Source organism: Staphylococcus argenteus, from assembly GCF_000236925.1.
GTDB classification, from domain to species: Bacteria; Bacillota; Bacilli; order Staphylococcales; family Staphylococcaceae; genus Staphylococcus; species Staphylococcus argenteus.
Window position 1 is genome coordinate 2421186 of the sequence record NC_016941.1, and the last position, 15417, is coordinate 2436602.

The 15417-nt window shown below is 31.1% G+C and carries 13 protein-coding genes and 1 pseudogene; 5 read left to right on the plus strand and 9 right to left on the minus strand.

What is annotated here, in order from left to right:
• Nucleotides 1-91: 91 nt before the first annotated feature.
• Nucleotides 92-1531, minus strand: a complete 1440-nt coding sequence (locus SAMSHR1132_RS11900) for an MDR family MFS transporter (RefSeq protein ID WP_000078863.1) — start codon at nt 1529-1531, stop codon at nt 92-94.
• 178 nt (nt 1532-1709) lie between these two features.
• Between SAMSHR1132_RS11900 and SAMSHR1132_RS11905 the strand changes: the two genes are divergently transcribed.
• Entirely contained in the window at nt 1710-1814 is a 105-nt protein-coding gene (locus SAMSHR1132_RS11905; RefSeq protein ID WP_000762708.1) for a putative metal homeostasis protein, read from the plus strand.
• 152 nt (nt 1815-1966) lie between these two features.
• Here SAMSHR1132_RS11905 and SAMSHR1132_RS11910 read toward each other — a convergent pair whose 3' ends face one another.
• Together SAMSHR1132_RS11910 and SAMSHR1132_RS11915 are read right to left on the minus strand one after the other, a co-directional pair.
• Nucleotides 1967-2653 carry a 2,3-diphosphoglycerate-dependent phosphoglycerate mutase gene (locus SAMSHR1132_RS11910; protein WP_001125204.1) on the minus strand — a complete coding sequence of 229 codons (687 nt, stop codon included), beginning with the start codon at nt 2651-2653 and terminating at the stop codon, nt 1967-1969.
• A gap of 309 nt (nt 2654-2962) precedes the next feature.
• The gene (locus SAMSHR1132_RS11915; RefSeq protein WP_000019134.1) at nt 2963-3829 is read right to left on the minus strand and encodes a cation diffusion facilitator family transporter; all 867 of its coding nucleotides are present in this window, start codon (nt 3827-3829) and stop codon (nt 2963-2965) included.
• A 586-nt stretch (nt 3830-4415) separates the two neighbouring features.
• Here SAMSHR1132_RS11915 and sbi point away from each other — a divergent pair.
• The 4 genes from sbi to SAMSHR1132_RS11940 all read left to right on the plus strand — a co-directional run bounded on the left by sbi (nt 4416) and on the right by SAMSHR1132_RS11940 (nt 9852).
• On the plus strand, nt 4416-5726 hold the full coding sequence (gene sbi / locus SAMSHR1132_RS11920; RefSeq protein WP_000790873.1) for an immunoglobulin-binding protein Sbi: 1311 nt from the start codon (nt 4416-4418) through the stop codon (nt 5724-5726).
• Between the two features lie 529 nt (nt 5727-6255).
• On the plus strand, nt 6256-7182 hold the full coding sequence (locus SAMSHR1132_RS11930; RefSeq protein WP_000240358.1) for a leukocidin/hemolysin toxin family protein: 927 nt from the start codon (nt 6256-6258) through the stop codon (nt 7180-7182).
• A 746-nt stretch (nt 7183-7928) separates the two neighbouring features.
• Nucleotides 7929-8867, plus strand: a complete 939-nt coding sequence (locus tag SAMSHR1132_RS11935) for a leukocidin/hemolysin toxin family protein (RefSeq protein WP_000594510.1) — start codon at nt 7929-7931, stop codon at nt 8865-8867.
• Between the two features lie 7 nt (nt 8868-8874).
• Nucleotides 8875-9852 (plus strand): leukocidin/hemolysin toxin family protein, encoded by a 978-nt coding sequence (locus SAMSHR1132_RS11940; protein WP_000783434.1) that lies wholly within the window; start codon nt 8875-8877, stop codon nt 9850-9852.
• 51 nt (nt 9853-9903) lie between these two features.
• Here SAMSHR1132_RS11940 and SAMSHR1132_RS11945 read toward each other — a convergent pair whose 3' ends face one another.
• From SAMSHR1132_RS11945 to bioD, 6 genes and pseudogenes are all read right to left on the minus strand, one after another.
• On the minus strand, nt 9904-10371 hold the full coding sequence (locus SAMSHR1132_RS11945) for a QueT transporter family protein (RefSeq protein WP_000200960.1): 468 nt from the start codon (nt 10369-10371) through the stop codon (nt 9904-9906).
• A 16-nt stretch (nt 10372-10387) separates the two neighbouring features.
• Entirely contained in the window at nt 10388-11074 is a 687-nt protein-coding gene (locus SAMSHR1132_RS11950; protein WP_014373902.1) for a 6-carboxyhexanoate--CoA ligase, read from the minus strand.
• Nucleotides 11075-11079: 5 nt separating this feature from the next.
• The gene (locus SAMSHR1132_RS11955) at nt 11080-12204 is read right to left on the minus strand and encodes an aminotransferase class I/II-fold pyridoxal phosphate-dependent enzyme (protein ID WP_000577170.1); all 1125 of its coding nucleotides are present in this window, start codon (nt 12202-12204) and stop codon (nt 11080-11082) included.
• Nucleotides 12146-13190: pseudogene (gene bioB / locus SAMSHR1132_RS11960) on the minus strand (biotin synthase BioB). Before bioB ends, SAMSHR1132_RS11955 begins: the two are co-directional and overlap by 59 nt.
• 1 nt (nt 13191) lies before the next feature.
• Nucleotides 13192-14550, minus strand: coding sequence for an adenosylmethionine--8-amino-7-oxononanoate transaminase (gene bioA, locus SAMSHR1132_RS11965; RefSeq protein WP_001110052.1), 1359 nt, complete (start codon nt 14548-14550; stop codon nt 13192-13194).
• Nucleotides 14528-15214 (minus strand): dethiobiotin synthase, encoded by a 687-nt coding sequence (gene bioD / locus SAMSHR1132_RS11970; RefSeq protein ID WP_001217904.1) that lies wholly within the window; start codon nt 15212-15214, stop codon nt 14528-14530. Before bioD ends, bioA begins: the two co-directional genes overlap by 23 nt.
• Nucleotides 15215-15417: the final 203 nt, after the last annotated feature.

The following is a 15417-nucleotide window of genomic DNA, read 5'->3' on the forward strand; positions in this document are numbered from 1 at the left end:
AATCGGAATAAAAATATTTTAATCTGAAACGCCAGATAAGTCAATATGTTGAACTTTTGTTAAAAAGCGTTATATAGCTAACAACTTTTATTTATTGATGCTCATCAACTTGCTTTTTCTTACCTTGTAACATAAATGAACAAAAGAAACTTATAACTGTAATCAACAGAGCAAATAAGAATCCTGTATGGTAGCCATGTAACATCGAATCAATTTTAATTTGATTCATCATTTCAATTTTGTTCAATCCGTGATAATCGGACATGTTCGGCGAAAAGTTTTTACTAGCATGCGATAAAATAGTAATTAACATTGCTGTACCAATCGAACCAGAAATTTGTTGAACTGTATTAGTCATTGATGAACCATGTGCATTCATTTCAGGTGCCAATTGATTCATCGTGTGTGCCATAACTGGTATTAATCCTAAAGCGATACCAACCATTCTAATTGCATATACTGTTGCTAACATAATTGTAGATGTATGTTCATCCATCACAACAAAGTAGGCAGTTGTTATAATTACAATAGACATACCTACCAACGCCAATTTTCTCGGACCAAACTTTTCATATAATGCGCCAGAAGTCATTGACATAAATGCCATTACAATAGCACCAGGTAATAAAGTCAAACCAGAATCTAAAGCTGAACGATTCAGTAAGTTTTGTACAAAAATTGGTAAAATTGTTTCTGATCCAATCATTGAAACCATAGTGACACCCATAATAATAATTCCAACAGTAAATTGTTTGTTTTTAAACACACCAAAATTTAACAGCGGTGTTGTTAAACGATATTGACGTAGTACAAACAATGCGACAAGTACAATGCCACCAATCATTGATATTAATACAATTGGATTATCAAATCCTTTTTCAGAAATTGAACTTGTACCATATAATAAACCACCGAAACCTAGCACAGATAATATAATAGAAATCATGTCGATAGGCACTTTAACATTTGTCCCTACATTTTTAACTGTTTTAAAACCAATAAAAAACGTAATCGCTGCAATCGGTGCGACAACGTGAAATAATGAGCGCCAATTTAAATATTCAACTAAATAACCAGATAAAGTTGGCCCAATTGCTGGTGCTAAACCAATTACTAGACCAAAAATCCCCATATATTTACCACGTTCATGTGGTTGAAAAACATCTAAAATCGTTGTCATCATTAATGGCATCATGATTCCAGAACCTAATGCTTGAATAATTCGTGCAATTAGTAAAATTGAAAAATGTGGACTTAATCCACCAAGCATTGTACCTACAAAAAAGATTAATATATCAACTAAAAATACTTGTCTTGTTGTATAACGTTGTATGACTAGTGCTGATAGTGGAATAACAATCCCATTAGTCAGTAAAAAAGCTGTAGTCAACCATTGTACTTGCGTATATGAGATATCAAAATCTTTCATAATACTTGGTAAAGCCGTTACCAATAACGTTTCATTAAGCAACCCAAAGAAGCCACCCATTAACATTGTAATAATCATCGTAAGCTTTTGTTTCTGTGACATTTAAACACATCTCCCCTCACTATCTAAAATATATCCCGCAATTTTTAGACATTCGGCAATTATACCTATTTTCCAATAAATAAGCACGTCTTTGATTCTAATTTTTCACAAAACGTAATGATTACTATTTACATTTAGATTAGAATGAGGCATAATATAAATACAAGGAGGGATAGAGATGAAATTAGATTTACAGACTGCTCGTCGTAATTTAAATAGCCCTAACATTAAAACAAGAAAGCGTGCTTTGAAAATTATTAAACAACATAAAAGAGCGAAATAATTGTTTTAATTTGACTATATTGTATATCTAACTATATTTTCGAGTATCCCTAGCTCGTCAATATATAACTCTATACTTACTATTTCCTTACATTACTTCACATATTTAAGAGCTGCATATACACTCACTCCTTGTGTACATGCAGCTCTTTTTTATAAGTAATATTTATCTTTAACTTCTAAGTCATCTGTTAATTCATAAACAAGCGGGGCACCTGTTTTAATTTCATAGTTGATAATATCCTCATCAGAAACATCTTCAAGATATTTAATTAATGCACGAATAGAATTTCCGTGTGCAGAAACTAATACCGTTTGACCATCTAATAAATATTGTGAAATGTGATCAGTCCAAAATGGAATCACACGCACTAGAGTATCTTTTAAGCTTTCTGAATATGGCATCATGCGCTTGTCTAAATGATTGTAACGACGATCAGCTAAATATGCTTCACGTTGTTCTTCAGTTTCTGCTGGTGGTTTCACATCATAAGAACGACGCCAAATGTGAACTTGTTCTTCACCGAATTCTTTCCTAGCATCATCTTTATTTAAACCTTGCAACCCACCATAGTGACGTTCATTTAAGCGCCAACTTTTGTATACTGGAATCCATTGTTGTTTAGATTCAGTTAAAATATAATGCGTTGTATCTAAAGCACGTGTCAGTAATGATGTAAATGCTACATCAATCGCAATATTATTTTCTCTTATTTTTTCTCCTGCTCTAGTAGCTTCATTAATACCTAGTTCCGATAAATTAACATCTTCCCATCCAGTAAATAAATTTTTAGCATTCCATTCACTTTGTCCATGACGACATAAAATTAATTTTGGCATAACTAATAACCTCTTTCCTTTTATCTTAGGATGTTATTTCAGGAAAACTGAAATGATTTAACTTTTGTTTTGCTTTAAAATCCAAAAATTAAACCGCTAGTTTATAGATATAGAATACATAAACCTTATTCCCCATTTTCATTTATTTAATTCATAAACAAATAAATAACTTCCTATTAACAAATCATATTATACACCTTTACGATACATTTTTCTAAATATCTAAAAATATTTTTAGGTGAACCTAAATTATGTATAGATAAAAACGCTTCAGTAGATAACTTTATACCTACCAAAGCGTTAAAATATTTATAAATGATCTGGTTCAGGATGTACATAGACTGAGGATATACCTTGTTTATGTAAATGATGTTCAACTTTATCACAAATTTGATGTGCTTCTACTAATGATAAATTCGCATCTACAACAATGGTTACATCAATAAATACGCTACTTCCATGATAGCGTCCTTTAATACTTTTAACATCTTGTACTTCATCAACTTCTAAGATATCGTTACGATACTCTTCTAATTCTGTCTCATTAAATCCATCACTTAACATAAAAATGGCTTCCTTGAAAATGCCAAAACCTGTATACACAATCAATAAACCTAAAAGTGTAGCTAAAATAATATCGACAATCGGAAATCCAATTTGAGTAAATATTAATCCAATTGCTGTACCGATACTAACTAAACTATCAGATAGATTATCTTTTGCAGCTGAATTCAAAGAACTACTTTTAGTCTTTTTAGCTAAGCGTTGATTTATAACAAAGACAGCCAACATGACAAGACCACTGATTAAACTGATAATAATTGTTATTGCATTTGGTACAACATCATCTTCTTTAAATAGACGAGGCGCATTCTGGATAACTACTTGAATACCAACAAACATAATAACGAATGACACCAACAATGAAGATATGTTTTCAGATTTCAAATGACCATATGGATGATTTCTATCAGCAGGTTTAATAGAAATTTTCAATCCAATAATAACAGCTAAAGATACAATAATATCTGTCATATTATTTAATGCGTCTGCCCTAACTGCTGCAGAATTAAAGACAAAACCTGTCACATATTTAACAATGGATAAGATAATATATACGGTTAAACTTAAATAAGCACCTCTTTGCGCCAATTTAAGGTTTTCATTATGAGACATGCGTTGAACCACCTTGAATTAGTATAGTATTAATATTATGAATGATTCATTTTAAATTTACAACGTTTTTATTTTTTATAAATTTTTATAAAATAAAACTAATTTTTCCATTAGCATTCCCTAACAAATTTTTTTAGCCTTTCTGCGAAATTTATTAGCTAGAAAGGCTTATGAATTCGTTGCGAAGCTAACGAATGTGTTCATTGATCTTCTGCAGAATTTATTTGTTAGAAAGGCGCCCAACTTCCATTGCTTGTTAACTTTCGCTTCGAAAGTTTCTATGTTGGGTCCCTATACATTCGTTGCGGAGCTAACGAATGTGTTCATTGATTTTCTGCGAATTTATTTGTTAGAAAGGCGCCCAACTTTTACTGCTTGTTTTAGAAACCAACTTAGCATCCTACTTATTATTTCTACTCTTTTAACACGCTGAATATTCTGAATAAAAAGCTTATTTAGTTAGTTAACACAAGTTAATCGATTAGTTAACATTAGTTAATAATTAGTTAATTTCCATTTGTATGCACCTGTGATAAATTCTAAAAGCATACAATAAATTTAATATGTAAAAAGAAAGGGAATTAACATGAAAAATAAACACATCTCTAAGTTGCTAGTTGGGGCAGCAACTATTACTTTAGCTACAATGATTTCAAATGGGGAAGCAAAAGCGAGTGAAAACACGCAACAAACTTCAACTAAGCAACAAACAACTCAAAACAACTATGTAACAGATCAACAAAAAGCATTTTACCAAGTATTACATTTGAAAGGCATCACAGAAGAACAACGTAACCAATACATAAAAACATTACGTGAACACCCTGAACGTGCACAAGAAGTTTTTAGCGAATCACTTAAAGACAGCAAAAACCCTGATCGCCGCGTAGGACAACAAAATGCTTTTTACAATGTACTTAAAAATAACAATTTAACTGAAGAACAAAAAAACAACTACATTGCACAAATTAAAGAAAATCCTGACAGAAGCCAACAAGTTTGGGTTGAATCAGTTCAAGCTTCTAAAGCAAAAGAACGTCAAGACATTGAAAATGCTAATAAAGCAATCCAAGACTTCCAAGATAACAAAGCACCACATGATAAATCAGCAGCATATGAAGCTAACTCAAAATTACCTAAAGATTTACGTGATAAAAACAATCGTTTTGTAGAAAAAGTTTCAATTGAAAAAGCAATCGTTCGTCATGATGAGCGTGTTAAAACAGCAAACGATGCGCTCGCAAAATTAAAAAATGACGATTCTATTGAAAATCGACGTTTAGCTCAACGTGAAGTTAACAAAGCACCAATGGATGTAAAAGAACATTTACAAAAACAATTAGATGCTTTAGTAGCTCAAAAAGATGCTGAAAAGAAATCATCACCAAAAGTTGAGGTCCCTCAAATTCAATCACCACAAATTGAAAAACCTAAAGCTGAGTCGCCAAAAGTTGAGGTCCCTCAAATTCAATCGCCAAAAGTTGAAGTACCTCAATCAAAATTACTAGGTTACTATCAATCATTGAAAGATTCATTCAACTATGGTTATAAATATTTAACAGATACTTATAAAAGCTATAAAGACAAATATGAAAATGCAAAGTACTACTATAATACTTACTATAAATACAAAGGTGCGATTGACCAAACTGTGTTAACTGTTCTTGGCAGTGGCTTGAAATCTTATATTAAACCTCTTGAAATCAAAAAAGATAGTGGTTTTGCACAAAAATCATATGCTCAAGTTAGAAATTATGTAACTGAAACATTAAACACAGGCAAAGTGTTGTACGCATTTTATCAAAACCCGAAAGTGGTTAAAGCTGCAATTACAACTGCAGAAACTGCATCATCAATCAAAAACACATTAAGTAATTTATTATCATTCTGGAAGTAATCAGTCAAAAATATCTTCTCTAGTTTTACATCTTTATTTAAATAATTTTCGTATTAAACTGTCCGTATATATGAACCGTTGATTCTTTGTTGAATCAGCGGTTCTTTTTAATTTCAAATCGATGTCCTTTCCCCACAGCAAAATTCATGTTCCCCTATTTACTTTGTTAAATAAATATTACTTCGTTAACAAATCGTTCATCATTTAATTGAACTTTCACCACTTTATTAACATCAATCAACTATGTAAATGTCCACACTATATTATTCTAAATCTGCTATCTCCAAAATAAAATACATTCAATTTCGAAAACACGTAACAAACATTGATATTTCGCAATTTCCTTAATGATGTTCATCAATATGCTTCTAAGTATTCTAAAAGAAAAGGTCAGTTTTCAATGTTTCAAAATGTATTATCAAAATATGTTGATAGTAATTAACTTTTAACGAATAGTTAATTTGATAACGCTTAACAATATATTATTCTTAAAATGAAAGAAAAAATAAATAGAAAGAAAGTGATTTCTATGGTTAAAAATAAAATATTAGCAGCAACTTTATCTATAGGTTTACTTGCTCCTCTTGCCAATCCATTTATAGAAACGTCTAAAGCAGAAAATAATATCGAAGATATCGGCAAAGATGCTGAAATAATTAAAAGAACTCAAGATGTTAGTAGCCAAAGATGGGGCGTTACTCAAAATATTCAATTCGATTTTGTCAAAGACAAGAAGTATAACAAAGATGCTTTAGTTGTAAAAATGCAAGGTTTTATTAAATCTAGAACCACTTACTCAGAACTAAAAAAATATCCTTACATTAAAAGAATGACATGGCCATTTCAATATAACATTGGTTTGAAAACGAAAGATCCTAATGTTGACTTAATCAACTACCTTCCTAAAAATAAAGTAGAAACAACAGATGTAAGCCAAAAATTAGGCTATAACATTGGTGGTAGTTTTCAATCAGCACCATCTATTGGTGGTAGTGGTTCATTTAATTATTCTAAAACAATTAGTTATACACAAAAAAGCTATGTAACAGAAGTGGATAGCCAAAACTCAAAAAGCGTTAAATGGGGTGTCAAAGCCAATTCATTTGCGACTGATTCAGGGCAAGTATCTGCATACGATCAATATTTGTTTGCACAAGATCCAACAGGCCCATCAGCAAGAAACTTTTTCGTTCCGGATAATCAACTACCTCCTTTAATCCAAAGTGGCTTTAACCCTTCATTTATAACAGCACTTTCACACGAAAGAGGTAAAGGTGATACAAGTGAATTTGAGATTACTTATGGCCGAAACTTAGATGCCACATACGCTTATATATCAAGAGATCGTCTAGCTGTTGATAGAAAACATAATGCATTTCCAAATAGAAACTTTACTGTTAAATATGAAGTTAACTGGAAAACACATGAAGTCAAAGTAAAAAGCGTATCTCGTTAGTATTAAAATATATTGATATATCATTGATTACAGCAATAAATTGTTACTAAAAATTTCTAATATCATTGGTATTTCACAACAAATTACACATAACTTACAAACCCAATAGTAAAATGTGATATTGCAGTATTTATAAGCAATTAAATGTCTTGTACATTACAGCAAAATAGCAATTTCAAAATATATGTCATTAAATAAAACCCTGAGGTAATTCGTTATCTCAGGGCTTTTAAATCATTTTTCACACTTCTCATTTATAACTTCCTATCAACCTCTTTCTAATTTTCTCAGAACAACACTAATCAATTTTTCTAAAATAAAAATCAAACACTACAAAATACAAATACGTATTAACGATGAACCAATTTAAGCCAAATCCTTAAACATTTATTCTCAAGTTAATAAACATTTAACCTTTAATTGAAAATAAAAAAGAGTTAAAAAACCAAAACACTATATTTCCAAACATTAAGGTAAAAACAACTCAATATATTCGTAAAATTAATCTTGTTCAAACGTTCATAAATATCAACTAACACAAGGGTTTCACTACACTATCGATGTTAAAAACCATCATTTAAACATTTACTCAAAACGGCTATATTGACCGTTTTTCAGTTAACTAAACATAATTAAAAAAATAGTTGATATCGGTCAATTTTTAATGAACAGTTAATTAAAATACTGTTCAAAATATATTATGATTTAATTAAGTTAAAGACAATTATAGAAAGAAAGTGAATTTTATGATTAAAAATAAAATATTAGCTACAACTTTATCCGCAAGTTTAATTGTCCCTCTTGCCACACCGATTTTTGAAAATGCAAAAGCCGCAAACGATACCGAAGACATCGGTAAAGGTGACGTTGAAATAATTAAAAGAACTGAAGATAAAACAAGTAATAAATGGGGTGTTACACAAAATATCCAATTTGATTTTGTTAAAGATAAGAAATATAACAAAGATGCCCTAATCCTTAAAATGCAAGGATTCATTAGTTCAAGGACAGCATATTATAACTATAAAGATACCAATCATATCAAATCAATGCGCTGGCCTTTTCAATATAATATCGGTTTGAAAACAAACGATCCTAATGTTTCATTGATAAACTATCTTCCTAAAAACAAAGTTGAAACTACTAACGTAAGTCAAACATTAGGCTATAATATTGGCGGTAATTTCAAAACTGCCCCTTCTATTGGTGGTAGTGGTTCATTCAATTACTCAAAATCAATTAGTTATACACAACAAAATTATGTAAGTGAAGTAGAACATCAAAACTCTAAGAGTATTTTATGGGGTGTTAAAGCTAATTCATTTGCCACACCAACAGGCCAAAAATCAGCTTTTGATAAAGATTTGTTTGTAGGATATAAACCACACAGTCCAAATCCTAGAGACTATTTCCTTCCAGATAACGATTTACCACCATTAGTACAAAGTGGTTTTAATCCGTCATTTATCGCAACAGTATCTCACGAAAAAGGTTCAGGTGATACGAGTGAGTTTGAAATCACATACGGTAGAAATATGGATGTAACACATGCAATTAAGAGAGCAACACACTATAGCAACAGTTATTTAGATGGTCATAGAATTCATAATGCATTTTTAAATAGAAATTATACTGTGAAATACGAGGTTAACTGGAAGACTCACGAAATAAAAGTGAAAGGATAGAGCAAATATGAAAATGAATAAATTAGTTAAATCATCCGTCATTACATCAATGGCATTGCTTTTACTTTCTAATTCTGCTGATGCTGTCGAAAAAATCACACCAGTTAGCGAAAAGAAAGTGGACAGCAGAGTTACTTTATACAAAACAACAGCTACATCTGACTCTGATAAATACCGTATTTCTCAAATTTTAACTTTCAATTTTATCAAAGATAAAAATTATGATAAAGATACTTTGGTACTAAAAGCTGCTGGTAATATTAACTCTGGTTATACACCTCCAAATCCTAAAGACTATGATTTTTCAAAATTATATTGGGGCGCAAAATACAATGTATCTATTAGTTCAGAGTCTAATGATTCAGTAAATGTAGTTGATTATGCACCTAAAAATCAAAATGAAGAATTCCAAGTTCAAAATACTTTAGGATATACATTTGGTGGTGACATTAGTATCTCAAATGGTATATCTGGCGGTCTGAATGGTAATACAGCATTTTCTGAAACAATTACTTATAAACAAGAAAGCTATAGAACAACATTAAGTAGAAATACAAATTATAAAAATGTTGGTTGGGGTGTTGAAGCACATAAAATTATGAATAACGGATGGGGTCCTTATGGACGTGATAGTTTTGACCCAACTTATGGCAATGAAATTTTCTTAAGTGGTAGACAAAGTAGTTCAAATGCTGGTCAAAATTTCATAGCACAACACCAAATGCCTTTATTATCAAGAAGTAACTTTAACCCAGAGTTTTTAAGTGTATTGTCACACAAACAAAATGGCGCTAAAAAATCTAAAATCAAAGTAACTTACCAACGCGAAATGGATTTATACCAAATTCGCTGGAACGGTTTCTTCTGGTCAGGCGCAAATTATAAAAACTTTAAAACTAGAACTTTCACATCAATATATGAAGTTGATTGGGAAAATCACACAGTAAAATTATTAGACAAAAAAGAAACTGAAGTTAATAAATAAGTAGTAAAAAAACGGTCGTCCAACCTAATTATGACGACCGTTTCTTATTTGCTATTCTAATAATGTAGCCATTCTTTTTCTCAAAGCTAGATACAATGGAATTGCCAAAATAATTGTGAATATAATACCAGGAATTGCGTTTAGCAATACCGCCCATACCGGTAAATTTAAAATGATTGATAACAATAGTCTAGATAATAAACTGCCCAAAACACTTGCTAAAACTAACGAAAGTACATTTATTTTCAATAAATAAACTACTAATATTGCAATTAATCTAAAGAATACAGATATTATCACATTGATTGGATTAAACACGCCGAGCATAAGTAAAATTACACTAGATAACAATCCACCTAAAAAATATTTTTTAATTCCAAAGAAAGCTAGTATCAATAATGCCACTGGTGCAGATAATTGAAAATCCAGTCCTGGTAAAATAGAAGGTATTTTCAAAACTGCTAAAATCGTTAATATTGCTGCAATTGCACTTATTTGCGTCATATCTTTTGATGTCATATTAAAACCTCTAACACTATTTATAATTAATTTGTTTTGGTGTACTTTCTAAAAATGATATGTAACTGTTCAAAACAAGATCATCATCAACAAAAATTATTCTGCCGCCATGTCTCGTATTAGCTTTCTTAATATTAAACAATCTATGATAGCCCAGTGCTCCTGTCGCAAAGTAGCCTGTCGTATACGTTAAGTCATCAGAGACACAAAGCTCCCCTTTTACATATGGCTTCGAGTTTATACATGAAGCGATAGCTAGAGCATCCTTCACTCTTTCACTCAAATCAGCTTTATTATTTATATCTTCAAACGAAAAATTTGTCACCCTTATCCCTCTATCACCAGCTGAATCTAAACGTTCCCCTGATGTCGCTGATATAATGATAGCACCAGTGTACACAATGCCATCCTCAATATAAGCCATTCCTTGTTTCAGCGCATATTCAGAAATACCACATTCCAATATTAAATTTTGAAGATTCGATTTATCATTTTCAATAATAGACAATGCTTTTATTTGTTGAATCGGTTCTATAATTTTTTGTATTTTTATATTTAGAAAATCTGGCTGGCCATTTTCGTGAAAAAATCCTTTATTATAAAATTTTTGAATGGTCTGTTCTATGTTTTCAAGTTCGCATATCGTTTCAGCACCACTAATATGAAGATTTTGATTACTAGAACGCATTTTAATACTATACATGACCATCACCTCAATCTTCTTGCTGTATGTAATACTTTAAATAAATCATCAATGTTTTGTTCTGTATGAAAAAACGATAACGATATTCTAAGCATTGGTTTTGATACCGTTGGATATCTTAAATAACTCACGAATATAAAATGATCCAGTAAACTTTGATATGTTTGTTGTGCCGCTTCTATGTCATCAAATTCAATAAACTTAATTGGCGAATACGTGCTAACATGATTGATATTAATCGATGTCATCATTTGATCAAAATACTCACTTAAATATCTCAATTTATCTCGTCGATTTTTAGCATTAATTAAGCTTTCAATGTTTCTTTTTATAAAATATAAATTATAAACTGGTAAGCTACTTGAGTAGATAAATGGTCTTCCATGATTAATAAGCATTTCTTTAGTGTCTCTATCACTCAAAATCACACCACCATACGCACCACATGCTTTTGATAAACTTGAAGTCAATATATCAACTTCCTTATAATTCGCGATATTTTCTAACCCTAGGCTATGTGAAACATCAAGTATCAACATTGCATGGTATTTACGCTTTAACGCTACCAATTGTTCAATATCAGCAACGTCGCCATTCGTTGAAAAGACACTATCAGAGATGATGATTTTTGGTATGTTTTGATCTGCAAATTGAACTAACTTATTTTCTAAATCTGCAATATCTAAATGCCTATATATCTTTTTTTCTAAGCCACTTAATTTAATACCATCAATTATACTTGCATGATTTTCTTGATCTGAAAACACTACACAATTTGTATTTTTGAAAATATTAAATAATGCTAGATTAGCATCGTATCCACTGTTTAAAATTGTACATGCACTGAATCCAAGCCAATGTCTCAACATTATTTCAATCTCATCATAGACAATTGAACTACCACTAATTAATCTTGAACTTGATAATTGAAAACTATACTGTCGCATAAACATTTCAAAATCGTCTTGATCAAATGCTAGCTGTCCCAATCCTAAATAATCATTTGAAGTGAAATTAACAAATCGTTCCTTATCAACTTCAATATATTGCCTATCTACATACCCTACTGATTTAAGCGATCGATACAATCCTCTCTGCTGTAACGAATCGAGTTGCTCTTGAAATATCATTCTTGCATTTCCTTATTTTCACAAGTTCCAAAATCAATTTCAAAGCCTAAATCGTTAATCATGTCATAATCCAATTGATTCGGCTGTCCACCCGTAATTAAATAATCGCCAACAAATATTGAATTCGCTGCCTTTAATGCTAGAGGCTGTAAAGAACGTAAATTCACTTCTCTACCCCCTGCAATACGAATTTCTTTTGTTGGGTTAATTAACCTAAATAATGCTACAATCCTCAAACATTTCATCGGTGTCAAATCATCCATACTTCCAAATTTTGTTCCTTTAATTGGATGTAAAAAGTTAATTGGAATACTGTCTGCATCCATTTCTTTTAATGCGAATGCCATATCAACGATGTCTTGATTTGATTCTCCCATCCCACATATCACACCCGAACACGGTGATATATTATTTGCTTTCATTAGCTCTATCGTATCTGTTCTATCTTTATAGCTATGCGTTGTCACAACATTATCATGATAATTTTCACTCGTATTAATATTGTGATTATATCTATCTACACCAGCTGACTTAAGCTTCTTTGCTTGTTCATCATTTGTTAATCCTAAGCATGCACATATTTTCAGTTGTGGATGTTGAGACTTGATCGTTCTTACTGTATTACTAATGTGATCAACTTCTTTATCACTTGGCCCTCTACCACTCATCACTATACAATATGTACCGATGTGATTGTCATTTGCCACTTTCGCACCATCAATAATTTGTTCTTCTGGAATTAAGGCGTATCTTTGCTTCTGTTTAATATCTCTAGATTGGCCGCAGTAACCACAGTTTTCAGGACATATTCCACTTTTGGCATTTAATATCATATTCAGTTTCACTTTTTTACCAAAATAATGCTTCCTTAAAATATATGCTTCATTTAATAAATCTAATGTGTCAATGTTCTTATCTTCATAAAGTTCTAATACTGCGTCTTTAGTTAATTGTTCCCCTTGTAATATGCGTTTAGCCAAATTCATATTAACACTTCCTATCTAATATGTTATGCACTGCCTTTTTAAAAATGCGTACCATTGTTTTCACTTCTTTATTTGACATACTTAACACTGGCACAAACGTAATGACATTTTCTAAATTTCTAATCATTAGCCCGTTTTCTTTACAATTACGTATAATTCGTTCAACTTTTTCAATTTCTAACGGCGCCTTACTTTCTTTATTTTCGACAAGTTCAACGCCAAACATTAATCCACGTCCTCTGACATCACCGATATTTGGATGTCGTTTAAGGGCATATAGTTGCTTCTCTAACGTTGTTGATGTTTTTTCAATTTGAGAAATTAAATTAAATTTCTCATACAGTTTTATATTTTCTAAAGCTACCGTACATACAATTTGATTTCCCGTATATGTATGTCCATGGAAAAAGGTATTCACACCATGCGAATCACTTAAAAATGCATCATATATTTTTTGAGATGTTAGCGTTACTGCAAGTGGTAAGTAACCTCCTGTAATTGCTTTTCCTAAGCACATAATATCGGGTTGAACATCTTCATGATTACATGCAAACATTTTTCCTGTTCTTCCAAAGCCGACAGCTACTTCGTCACAAATTAATAAAATATTATATTTGCGGCACAATTTTTCAACTTTTTTCAAAAAGCCTTTAGGATGAACAAATAAGCCTGTCGCACCTTGAATTAATGGTTCTAAAATAAATCCTGCTATTTCATCATTTCTATCAATTAATATTTGCTCGATATTCTGTAAAATCGCTGCCATCATTTCATCTTCTGTTTCGTAACTACTTCTGTATAATGACGGACTCTCTACTTGAATATTTTCAAATATTAAGTCTTTAAATATTTTATGAAATGTCTTAATACCACCAACACTTACCGCACCAATCGTATCACCGTGATATCCATGATTTAATGTAATGAATTTGTTTTTCTTCGCATATTTTTCTTTATCGATATTCTTCCAATATTGATATGCCATTTTTATTGCGATTTCAACAGCCGCACTACCTGTATCTGAATAAAATACTTTTCTAAGGTTGCTTGGTGTGATTTTGATTAATTTTTCGGCAAGTTCAATCGACGGAATATTAGACGACCCTAATAACGTGGAATGCGCAATTTTCTTTAATTGTTTTTTAATTACCTTATTCAAGTACTTATTATTATGACCGTGAACATTAACCCACAACGAAGCATAGCCATCTAAATATTTATTGCCATTCGTATCATAAAGGTAGCTACCTTTTCCTTTTTCAATAATGATTGCTTCTTCTTTACTATATACGCCCATTTGCGTAAACGGATGCCAAACATATTCTGAGTCTTTTTGTTTAAGTTCTTGTGTGTAATTCATTTTTAGCTCCTATTAATTGTTGTAAAAATTCTTCCGAAAAATCTTCGTATCTAGCGTGTTCGTTAAGCGTATAAACAGTTTTGTTAGTTAATTTTCCAATCGTAATTTGATTGTCTTTTTCAATGTAACTACCTGTATAACGATTCATAATTAAAAAGTTATTCGGAGATACATGGCGATCCATATAGTCTTGATGAACTATCGCATCACTGATAGCACCTAATTTTGACGGCAAGACACTAATGACACTATCTGCACAATCATTAATTAAATCTTTCGTCATATAGTTGCTTTCTTTACCTTCGTATAGTGGAACACCTATGCCTCCTGCACCTTCGATTAAGACAAAATCAAATTTTTCGTTTAAGGCAGACACTTTATCAAATACATCTTGTTTATTTAGGCAGGTTTGATTTGTCATTTTAAATGCTAAATGCGGCGAAACAGGTTGCTTAAATGTATAAAGTGAGGTTGTGTCATAACTTAAATCACATTCATTTTTAAACACTTCTAAATCCGGATACGTTCCATCCGCCAATTCTTCAGTTTGAAAAGGTTTAAAAATGCATACATCATAATCACATGCTTTTAATGCATGATACAAATGCTTTGTCACAAACGTTTTTCCTACATCTGTATTTGTACTTGTTATAAAAATTCTCATAAAAAATACGCCCTTCTTTTTTAATGTTAACTTTTATAATAAATAAGTTTACATTTAAGGCGCATGTTTTTCAAGAAACATAAATTTGAACTTGCTATTTATAACTATAAATTATGACAAAATCTTGATCTTACTTTTGAAAGGGTTCAACGTTTTTACTCAATTAGAAATCAAATATTACTTTAATAAATACGTGTATTTAA

Excerpts from the sequence above, each read along its gene's own strand:
- SAMSHR1132_RS11930 (WP_000240358.1), top strand. The coding sequence starts at position 6,256 with ATGGTTAAAAATAAAATATTAGCAGCAACTTTATCTATAGGTTTACTT.
- SAMSHR1132_RS11945 (WP_000200960.1), bottom strand. The coding sequence starts at position 10,371 with ATGACATCAAAAGATATGACGCAAATAAGTGCAATTGCAGCAATATTA.
- SAMSHR1132_RS11950 (WP_014373902.1), bottom strand. The coding sequence starts at position 11,074 with ATGTATAGTATTAAAATGCGTTCTAGTAATCAAAATCTTCATATTAGT.
- sbi (WP_000790873.1), top strand. The coding sequence starts at position 4,416 with ATGAAAAATAAACACATCTCTAAGTTGCTAGTTGGGGCAGCAACTATT.
- SAMSHR1132_RS11935 (WP_000594510.1), top strand. The coding sequence starts at position 7,929 with ATGATTAAAAATAAAATATTAGCTACAACTTTATCCGCAAGTTTAATT.
- bioA (WP_001110052.1), bottom strand. The coding sequence starts at position 14,550 with ATGAATTACACACAAGAACTTAAACAAAAAGACTCAGAATATGTTTGG.
- SAMSHR1132_RS11940 (WP_000783434.1), top strand. The coding sequence starts at position 8,875 with ATGAAAATGAATAAATTAGTTAAATCATCCGTCATTACATCAATGGCA.
- SAMSHR1132_RS11900 (WP_000078863.1), bottom strand. The coding sequence starts at position 1,531 with ATGTCACAGAAACAAAAGCTTACGATGATTATTACAATGTTAATGGGT.
- SAMSHR1132_RS11955 (WP_000577170.1), bottom strand. The coding sequence starts at position 12,204 with ATGATATTTCAAGAGCAACTCGATTCGTTACAGCAGAGAGGATTGTAT.
- SAMSHR1132_RS11910 (WP_001125204.1), bottom strand. The coding sequence starts at position 2,653 with ATGCCAAAATTAATTTTATGTCGTCATGGACAAAGTGAATGGAATGCT.
- SAMSHR1132_RS11915 (WP_000019134.1), bottom strand. The coding sequence starts at position 3,829 with ATGTCTCATAATGAAAACCTTAAATTGGCGCAAAGAGGTGCTTATTTA.
- SAMSHR1132_RS11905 (WP_000762708.1), top strand. The coding sequence starts at position 1,710 with ATGAAATTAGATTTACAGACTGCTCGTCGTAATTTAAATAGCCCTAAC.
- bioD (WP_001217904.1), bottom strand. The coding sequence starts at position 15,214 with ATGAGAATTTTTATAACAAGTACAAATACAGATGTAGGAAAAACGTTT.